Annotated in this window: 6 protein-coding genes; 4 read left to right on the top strand and 2 right to left on the bottom strand. The window is 69.1% G+C overall.

The features are described 5' to 3' along the window. Positions 1-5: 5 nt before the first annotated feature. Together ABZ780_RS22485 and ABZ780_RS22480 are read right to left on the bottom strand one after the other, a co-directional pair. Positions 6-1,214, bottom strand: coding sequence for a hypothetical protein (locus ABZ780_RS22485; protein WP_357487304.1), 1,209 nt, complete (start codon positions 1,212-1,214; stop codon positions 6-8). Beyond that, a complete protein-coding gene (locus tag ABZ780_RS22480) occupies positions 1,211-2,602 on the bottom strand; it encodes a diaminobutyrate--2-oxoglutarate transaminase family protein (protein WP_357487302.1) in 1,392 nt (463 codons plus the stop codon). Before ABZ780_RS22480 ends, ABZ780_RS22485 begins: the two co-directional genes overlap by 4 nt. Before the next feature lie 190 nt (positions 2,603-2,792). On the opposite strand from ABZ780_RS22480, the gene ABZ780_RS22475 reads away from it, so the two are divergent. From ABZ780_RS22475 to ABZ780_RS22460, 4 genes are all read left to right on the top strand, one after another. Further along, positions 2,793-3,014, top strand: coding sequence for an MbtH family NRPS accessory protein (locus ABZ780_RS22475; protein WP_357487300.1), 222 nt, complete (start codon positions 2,793-2,795; stop codon positions 3,012-3,014). Between the two features lie 190 nt (positions 3,015-3,204). Further along, the gene (locus tag ABZ780_RS22470; protein ID WP_357487299.1) at positions 3,205-4,143 is read left to right on the top strand and encodes an ABC transporter ATP-binding protein; all 939 of its coding nucleotides are present in this window, start codon (positions 3,205-3,207) and stop codon (positions 4,141-4,143) included. Further along, a complete protein-coding gene (locus ABZ780_RS22465; RefSeq protein WP_357487297.1) occupies positions 4,140-4,910 on the top strand; it encodes an ABC transporter permease in 771 nt (256 codons plus the stop codon). Before ABZ780_RS22470 ends, ABZ780_RS22465 begins: the two co-directional genes overlap by 4 nt. Next, positions 4,876-5,697 (top strand): ABC transporter permease, encoded by an 822-nt coding sequence (locus ABZ780_RS22460; RefSeq protein WP_357487295.1) that lies wholly within the window; start codon positions 4,876-4,878, stop codon positions 5,695-5,697. Before ABZ780_RS22465 ends, ABZ780_RS22460 begins: the two co-directional genes overlap by 35 nt. The last annotated feature ends 38 nt before the right edge of the window (positions 5,698-5,735 follow it).

Raw genomic sequence — 5,735 nt, 5'->3', positions numbered from 1 at the left:
AGCGGTCACCCGCGTGGCCAGCCGGTCGGCGCGCCGGGGCCGACGACCGGTGGGTGGCGCGGGGTCAGGTCGGGCCAGGCCGCCGGGTCGATGCCGTGCTGACACAGAAACGCGTAGGCCAGCCGTTCCAGTCCGAACCCCACGCAGCCGGTGGAGACATGACCGGTGGACGCGGTCGTGATGCCGAACGCGTCGGCGAAGAACCGCTCATGGAAGTTGAAGGAAGCGGCCGCGACGGATTCGCCAGGGCCGACATCGAGCCGCAACTCGTACTTCAGCTCCAGGTAGCGCTGCGACCAGATGTGGTCGGCGCTGCGGCCCAGAAAGAACGGGTCGTTGGCGACCTCGCAGCTGCCGTGCAGGCCCAGTCGCTCCATCAGCGCGATCGACGCCTCCATGAACCGTCGTCGGCAGTCCAGCACGAAGTCCCGGTCGCCGAGGAACACCATCTCCCGGATGGTGAAGTCCCACAGCCGCTCCAGGGTGCGCCGGTAGCGCGCCTCGAAGCGGAACGACTTGCCGCGCGACGTGACGACCATGGACGGCGCTGGCAACGGCGCGTCGCGCAGTTGGTGATAGGTGTGCAGGCACATCGTCGGCGGCAGACCGTACTCGCTGTGGCGGCAGTGGTCGAGGACGTGGAGGGGACCGCCGGACTTCACCCCGTCCAGGAATTCCTGGTAGACGTCGACATCGGAGTGCAGCCGTGCCACGAACATCAACTGTTGCGGGAACGATCCGAGGTAGCCGCAGCGACGGAGCACAGACAACGGCAGCAGCGTCGGATAACGGAACTGACGAGCGTCGAACTCGCTGACCGCGATGTCGAGGACGAGGTTGTCGAGCGCGTCCATGAGGCCGAGGACCGGTTCGCCGAGGGTGATCTGTCCCTCGCCGGCCTCAGCCACCGCGCCGATGGCCAGCAGCCGGCCGAACACGTCGCCGTGCGAGGCCGCCGTGCCGCTCGACCGCCAGACCTCCCGAGGCGGGGTCACCTGTTGCGAGAGGACGTCGTTGGCCACCACCCAGCGCAGCTTGCGGGCCAGGTCGACGGCGTCGCCGTCGACCTCGACCTCCACGGCCACGACGTTGCCGCCGTCCCGGACGAGGGAGAAGTCCACGATCGCGTCGGAGACGAAGTAGACCCGCTTGCCGAGCTCATCGGCCAGCGCCCCGGGCACCGGAGTGTCCAGCTCGATCGTCTGACGGGTCATGCGGGATGCCGAGCCGGGACGAGAACACGCGCGTGCGCCTCCCGGCGCAGCACATCGCTGAGGATGTCCAGCCCTTGACTTAGGGTGGACCGCTCGACGTTGAGCGCCGGCAGCAGACGCACCACCTCGCCACCGCGCCCGCCGACCTCGAGGATCAGCCCATTCTCCAGGGCTGCGCGCTGCACCCGGCGGCCCAGCCGGCCGTCGGGCGCACCGGTGTCCGGGTCGATCAGCTCGACCCCTAGCATCAGGCCCCGGCCACGGACGTCGCCGATCACCGGAATCTCCGCGGCGAGCTCGCTGAGCCGCTCGCGGGCGTACGCTCCCTGCACCGCGACGTTGCCCAGCACGTCGGTCTCCCGCATGACGGTGATGGCGGCGAGACCGGCGGCGAAGGCGACCTGGTTGCCGCGGAAGGTGCCGGTGTGCGCCGCCGGCGCCCACACGTCCAGCTTCTCGTGGTACGCCACCAGCGCTGTCGGCATGCCGATGCCGCCGGCGGCCTTGGACATCAGCACCACGTCCGGCGTGATTCCGGCGGCCTCGAAGGCAAACCAGTTCCCGGTACGGCCGTAACCGCTCTGGATCTCATCGACGATGAGCGGGATGTCGAGCTCGGCCGTCAGCCGGCGCAGCCCTCTCAGGAACTCCCCGGAAGCCGGGATGACGCCGCCCTCACCCTGGACGGGCTCGATCAGGACGGCGGCCGGCCGGGGAATGCCGCTCGCCGGATCACGCAGGACCCGCTCGGCGTACGCGAGGCAGCGCTGACCGCACTCGCTCGGCGACCCTCCGAGCGGGCACCGGTACGCGTACGGGAACGGCAGGAAGTGCACGCCTGGCATCAGGTTGGCGAGCGGCTCCTTCGGCGCGACGAAGCCGGTCAGCGCGAGCGCGCTGTGCGTGCTGCCGTGGAAGGCGCCGTGGAACGCGATGACCGTGCCCCGGCCGGTGGCGGTCTTGCAGAGCTTCAACGCCGCGTCCACGGCGTCGGCACCGGCCGGTCCACAGAACTGGAAACGGGCGTGCTCACGAAACGGCTGCGGCAGCAGGGCCAGGTGCGCGTCGAGGAAGTCGTACTTCACCTGCGTCGGGAAGTCCAGCCCCGTGGTGAGGAGGTCGAGCTGCGCCTTGGCGGCGTCCACCACCGTGGCGTGACCGTGCCCCAGCGGCAGAACGCCGGCACCAGTCAGGAAGTCGATGAAGACGTTGCCGTCGACGTCCTCCACAAAGGAGCCGCGGCCCCGGCGCAGCGCGATGGGCAGCCGGCGGGGATAACTGCGGGCGTTGGATTCGTGCCGGGACTGGCGTTCAAGCAGCGCTGCGGACTGAGGGCCTGGCAACGGGCTGGCGACGCGGACGATCGGCGGAACCAGCTCCAACGTCACACCTGAACCCTTCAGATCATCGAGTCCGGGCTCTCGCCCGCCTCCCCACGACCCGGTGACAACGAGAGTCAACAATGGACAGGCTGTGGGCACCGACTACTTGTGACAGGCTCAATTGTCCCGGTGATCTTCGACGTGAGACTATGGGACGCATCGAACCCAGTCAAGACAGCCTCTGAGGGGCGAACGGATGCCGAATCACCAGGCCGACGAGGACGTAGCCGCGTCGCTGCATCACGTCGTCGTCAACCATGAAGAGCAGTACTCGGTGTGGCCCGCCGACCGGCAACCACCCGCCGGCTGGACGACCGTCGGCCCGGCTCGCAGCAAGGACGACTGCCTCGATCACATCGCCGAGGTGTGGACGGACATGCGCCCGCTGAGCCTGCGCCAGAGGATGGACAACGCCTGACGGGCGTTCCCGCCTGAGGCTGATCCCGTTGTGGGACAGCGACGACGGTCGCGGCGCGGACGAGTTCGAGTTGGCGTCGGCGTACCGGCCGTCACCGGGCAGGTGCCACCACGTTGACCGCCTCGGTCAACGTGCCGCCCGCGACGCCGTCCGTGTTGACACGCACTAACGGGCTCACAAGACTGCAGCGGTGGCCGCACTGGAAATGATCGACGTGTCGAGATCCTTCGGGAAGGGCGATCGAGCGGTGCACGCTCTCCGGCACGTCGGGCTGACCGTTGAGCAGGGCGAGACCGTCGGCCTACTCGGCACCAACGGCGCCGGCAAGACCACCATGTTGAAGGTGATCTCGACGCTGCTGCTCCCGACCGCGGGCACGGTCCGCGTCGCCGGCATCGACGTGGTGCGCAACACCCGCCAGGCACGGCACGAGTTGTCCGTGGTGCTGGGGGGCGAACGGGGCTTCTACGGCCGCCTGAATGCGCGTGACAACCTCCGCTACTTCGGCATCCTGAGCGGGTTGTCCCGGCGGGACGCCGCCCGCCGCAGCGAGCAGGTGCTGGATCAGGTTGGCCTTCTGGACGTCGCCGATCGAGCGGTGGAAACCTATTCCAAGGGCATGAAGCAGCGGTTGCACATCGCCTGTGGTCTCCTGACCACACCCACGCTCCTGATGCTCGACGAGCCGACCGTCGGGCTCGACCCGATCGAGGCCGAACGGGTCCGGGTGTCCATCGCCGAGCTTCGTGACAGCGGTGTGACCACCCTGCTCACCAGCCACTACCTCGTCGACATCGAGCGCCTGGCCCGCCGCGTGGTCATCCTCCAGTCCGGACGGATCACCCACGATCTGCCACTGGACCGCCTGATGGAGCGGGCCAGCGCGGCGGCCGAGGTCAGTCTGTCCGGCGTCGGCCGGCCGCCGGAGGCAACCGAGGACGTCATCCACGGCGTACGTGTCGTCCGCAGCGGCCCGACGGAGGTGGGGTGGAACGTGACCTTCGAGGTCCGCGACTGGTCTCCGGGAGCGTTGCGGGCGCTGGCGGACCTCTGGCCAGAGGCCGAAGTCGGCGAGGTGAGGGTGCTACCCGCCAACCTCGAAAGCGTTTTCGCGCAGCTGACGCGATGACAGGCATCCTGCGCGTCTTCTTCGCGTCCGCGGTCGTGCAGATGCGGACGCAACGCTCGCTCGTTCTGATCATCATCGGCATCGCGCAACCGGCCATCTTCCTGGCCGTCACCCTGCTCGCCCGTCGCACCGGGAACCAGGTGCAGCCGGCCAGCCTGGCGCTGGGCATCTGCCTGGTCAGCCTGTGGGGCGCGACCATCTGGCAGACCGGCTTCGTGCTGCAGAGCGAGCGTGTCGACGGGACGCTCGCCCCGGTGCTGTCGCGTCCGGCGAACCTCGGCGCGGTGTTGGTCGGGAAGGCGGCCGCATCGACGATCCGCTCCCTCCTCTTCGTCGTGCCGACGGTCGCCGTCACGATGCTCGTCGCCCGGGAGCCGCTCCCCGTCGCGGCTCCCGGTGCCATGGTCGCGGCGGCGCTCGCGGTCGTCGTCAGCGCCACGGTCTTCGGGCTACTCGTCGGCTCCCTGTTCGTCCTGACCCGGGCCGCCTACCGGATCGCCGAGGCAGCCGCCTATCCCGTCTTCATCCTGGGCGGACTCGTCCTGCCACCGGAACTGCTGCCCGGCTGGTTGCAACCGGTCGCCTGGGGCGTCTCGCTGCACTGGGGCGCGGAGTTGCTGAGCGCCGCCGCGGCCGGCGTCCCGCCACCCGGCACCGCCTGGCCGATGCTCGCCGGGACCACCGCTGCGTACGGGCTCATCGCCGCCTGGCTCTTCGAACGGATGGTGAACCGTGTCCGCCGAGACGGCACCCTCGAACTCTACTGACCGCCGACGGGCCGGGATCAGCGGCTACGGCTTCGCCGCCTCCGTCGCCGTACGCGACTACATCAGCCTCTACCCGCCGAGCATCGTCCTACTGACGATCCTGCCGCGCGTTCTGCTGCAGGTCGCCTTCATTTCCTACCTCGGTTACTACGCCGGCGGCACGGACGGGCGTACCTTCGCCTTCATCGGGGCCGCCCTGCACATCATGACGACGGCGACCGTCGCCAAGGGCGCGGATGCCATCCTCGACGAACGCGTCCACGGCACGATGTACCGGATACGCCTGGGCGTCCTCTCCGTGCCGGGCACGGTGGCCGCCCGCTGGCTCGTCTACGCGGCCGAAGGCTTCTGCGCCTCACTCGCCGCGATCCTCGTGCTCAGCATCCCCTTCGGCGGCACCGATCTCCTGCTGGAACTGCTCCCGGTGACCCCGCTGATCGCCCTGCTGGCCCTGACGACCAGCGCGTTCGGGATGGCGGTCGGTTCCTTCGCCCTCTCCTACCGAGCCGATGTGCTCATCGTCAACCTCGCCACGTACGCCATGCTTCTGCTGTGCGGCGTCGTCGCACCCACCCACGTCTTCACCGTGTTCGGTTGGGACCTGCCGAGGGCACTCCCGCTGACCAACGGAGTACTGGCAGTCCGCGCCGCGGTCGACGGCCAGCCCTGGTTGCTGGCTGCATTCTGGGAGGTCGTCGTAGGCATCGCGTGGGCAGCGGTCGCCGTAGCGTTGTTGGCGCGCCAAGATTTTCGAGCTCGCCACCGTGGCACCGACGACTTTCTGTGACAGGCCCGCTCTCGCTGACACCCAGCCTGGGTCCAGAA

The sequence above is a fragment of the Micromonospora sp. NPDC047467 genome (assembly GCF_040643095.1).
In the GTDB taxonomy this organism is placed as follows: Bacteria; Actinomycetota; Actinomycetes; order Mycobacteriales; family Micromonosporaceae; genus Micromonospora.
The sequence above is the reverse complement of the archived record's forward strand: the minus strand, read 5'-3'. Positions and strand labels throughout refer to the sequence as shown.

Bases quoted from the DNA above. Each gene is read 5' to 3' on its own strand.
- ABZ780_RS22485 (WP_357487304.1), bottom strand. From the start codon at position 1,214: ATGACCCGTCAGACGATCGAGCTGGACACTCCGGTGCCCGGGGCGCTG.
- ABZ780_RS22475 (WP_357487300.1), top strand. From the start codon at position 2,793: ATGCCGAATCACCAGGCCGACGAGGACGTAGCCGCGTCGCTGCATCAC.
- ABZ780_RS22465 (WP_357487297.1), top strand. From the start codon at position 4,140: ATGACAGGCATCCTGCGCGTCTTCTTCGCGTCCGCGGTCGTGCAGATG.